A 2,315-nucleotide genomic window follows, 5' to 3' on the forward strand; every position below is an offset into this window, starting at 1 on the left:
GGCATTGTTCTCTAAGGGAGTCGTGTAGTATTTGAATATCACGCATCTTGTTTTCTTCTTTTGTTTTTGTGGTGAATTCATTAGATCAGAAGGCAAGGTGCGTGTCTACTTATTGAACAGTAAAGGGATTTTGTGGGGATTCCTGAGTCCCAGGCGTTAGCAGTACTACGGCAGGTGTATCAGATACTGCTCATGGTCTATAGTGTTTCATGAGCAGTTAAATAGATTTATTACTTAATTTTTATCTTTTCTGTCTTTAAATGCATGCCAAATATTCTGCCCGATAGTTATAATTAGTAATAGATAAAATATCAGGTTTTTTAATTCATCGTCGGCCGTTTCCCAACGCCAAATCATAACAGACAAAAGTGCGATAAAGGCGATAATTCCAATTATTTGATTTTTCATAATTAGAAAAACCTTGATGAGTTTAGTGTTGAGCGATGATCTTTCTCATTACTTGCTTTTTCAAGTTCTTTAGCATTGAAGTATATACATCCCCAAATTACAAAAGTAATCCAGTTTTTACTGCTGATTTTCTTTTGTTCAGTTATTTTCTTCAGTATATCTTTAGTGCTGGCAGCTGAAGCTCCAACTCCTATCATACTTGCCATAGTATTTAACTGGTTATGAAGCTTTATATCAGATTTTAGTTCATCATTTGTTAATGACCATATACCCCACTGTGGGTTAACAAAAGTTGTGTCGAGGGTTCGATTAATTAACTCTCCCACTAAGGCTCGTTTATTTACAGAACGAATAGCTTTCATGCCTTCTCCGCGCTGATGTTGACTAAGATGACGGTATAGAATCATGTAGCAAATAGCTTCAACTTCTTTTTCGCCAGCTCCAACCAATAAGTTTTTTGGAATGGATGTTATCTGAGCTAGTTTTGTTAGTTGTTCTTGTGTTGTTGTTGGTAGCCTATAAGATAAATCTTTAGTGGTTACGTTAGTCATGTTGATTCCTAGCCATATTAGTCTTTGCTTTAATGCTTATGTCTAACCGTTTTAAGGTCAACAGACTTGATGTCTAATTTGTAACAATTTCGAGTGATATAACATTGACTTATATTACAGTTACATTGTACTGCTAACAAAGGCATCAAGGGTGACGCGTTACACTCGGCGGCTTTGGTCTGGAGTTCAGTGGGTTTGGTGAGTTGGTCGTGGCGCACCTTATGCCCAGCGTTATATACTCTTTCTTTGTATCCTTTAAGATACGGTGCTATAGTTTGCTAATGGTGAAGCTATAGAGGTTCATATGCCCGAAATTGATGTATTGCTGGGTCTTTCATTCTGCATGTATTTCTTTGATAACAAGCAGCATAAACTCCCTCATGTCCATGTGAAGTATGGCGGCTATGAACTTATCGTAGCGATAGAAAATGCTGAAAGTTTAGAAGGTTACCTTCCGAATAAGCAGCGAAAACGAGCAGAAGCGCACATTGCTGAGAACCGTGAAAAACTAATGCAAATGTGGGCAAAAGCTGTCAACGGTGAAAATCCAGGTAAGCTATAGGTGACGTATGCTAAAAGTAATTGATGTTGATTGGTTGGAAGGCTTCAAGCTTGAGCTAACGTTTAGTGATGGCTTTTGTGGTGAAGTTGACCTCGAAGAAATTTTTCAGAAACCTGCTTTCAAATCAGTAAGTGACTTCAAACGATTTGCCTTACGTAGTGACGGTTCATTGGATTGGGAGGGGGTAGATTTACCAGCGAGTGTACTTCGTGAGTTAGCTGTAGGTAGTTATGTTGATTCCCCTCTGAATCTCATAAATGTTCAAGAAATGGAACAAATCATCAAACAGGCTGCTTGGGATTCAATGAAAGAAGGACGGGTTGATATCCTTCAAGCTGCTATTCGTTCATATGTTGAGTTTTTCGGCCATAGTCAGGTAGTTGAACGAGCCGGAATAAAGAGTCGTACAAGTGCGTATAAATCATTAAAACCAGAGACATCTCCGAATTTTGGTACTTTGGTACAGCTTGGGCATGCTGTGATTGAGATAGCTCAAGATCAGGCTAAATCTGCAAACGCTGATCGTATATAACAAAGGCATCAAGGGTGACGCATTACACTCGGCGGTTTTGGTATTGAGTTCGGTGCGCTTGGAAGGTTCTTCGTGGCGCACCTTATGCCCGGCGCTGGAGGATCCCCACAAAACTTACGCATGATAATTGCTCCTCGCCATCATAATTAACTCTTGTTGTGCCCAACGTAATGTTGAATCTGTAATGTGATATTCCAGCCGTCGAAAGACTTCTTTTCCGAGCCTGACGAACGATAATACACGTCGTTTTTTTATCGTATTA

At 39.4% G+C, this 2,315-nt stretch carries 3 protein-coding genes and 2 pseudogenes; 2 read left to right on the top strand and 3 right to left on the bottom strand.

Annotated features, from left to right (window positions below; all coding sequences use genetic code 11):
• Nucleotides 1-234 precede the first annotated feature (234 nt).
• The gene (locus EDI28_RS27070; RefSeq protein ID WP_164918632.1) at nt 235-408 is read right to left on the bottom strand and encodes a hypothetical protein; all 174 of its coding nucleotides are present in this window, start codon (nt 406-408) and stop codon (nt 235-237) included.
• A gap of 2 nt (nt 409-410) precedes the next feature.
• Nucleotides 411-959, bottom strand: a complete 549-nt coding sequence (locus EDI28_RS25595) for a hypothetical protein (RefSeq protein WP_128786666.1) — start codon at nt 957-959, stop codon at nt 411-413.
• A gap of 304 nt (nt 960-1,263) precedes the next feature.
• Here EDI28_RS25595 and dhiT point away from each other — a divergent pair.
• Both dhiT and dhiA read left to right on the top strand, forming a co-directional pair.
• Nucleotides 1,264-1,535: pseudogene (dhiT, locus tag EDI28_RS25600) on the top strand (type II toxin-antitoxin system toxin DhiT).
• Complete coding sequence (gene dhiA, locus EDI28_RS25605) at nt 1,529-2,053, top strand: type II toxin-antitoxin system antitoxin DhiA (protein WP_128786668.1); 525 nt, start codon at nt 1,529-1,531, stop codon at nt 2,051-2,053. Before dhiT ends, dhiA begins: the two are co-directional and overlap by 7 nt.
• A 114-nt stretch (nt 2,054-2,167) precedes the next feature.
• On the opposite strand, the pseudogene EDI28_RS25610 reads toward dhiA, so the two are convergent.
• Nucleotides 2,168-2,315, bottom strand: a pseudogene (locus tag EDI28_RS25610) (IS4 family transposase); the annotation flags it as partial.

Source organism: Photobacterium chitinilyticum (assembly GCF_004104355.1).
Lineage (GTDB): Bacteria > Pseudomonadota > Gammaproteobacteria > Enterobacterales > Vibrionaceae > Photobacterium > Photobacterium chitinilyticum.

Bases quoted from the DNA above. Each gene is read 5' to 3' on its own strand.
- EDI28_RS27070 (WP_164918632.1), bottom strand. From the start codon at position 408: ATGAAAAATCAAATAATTGGAATTATCGCCTTTATCGCACTTTTGTCT.
- EDI28_RS25595 (WP_128786666.1), bottom strand. From the start codon at position 959: ATGACTAACGTAACCACTAAAGATTTATCTTATAGGCTACCAACAACA.
- dhiA (WP_128786668.1), top strand. From the start codon at position 1,529: ATGCTAAAAGTAATTGATGTTGATTGGTTGGAAGGCTTCAAGCTTGAG.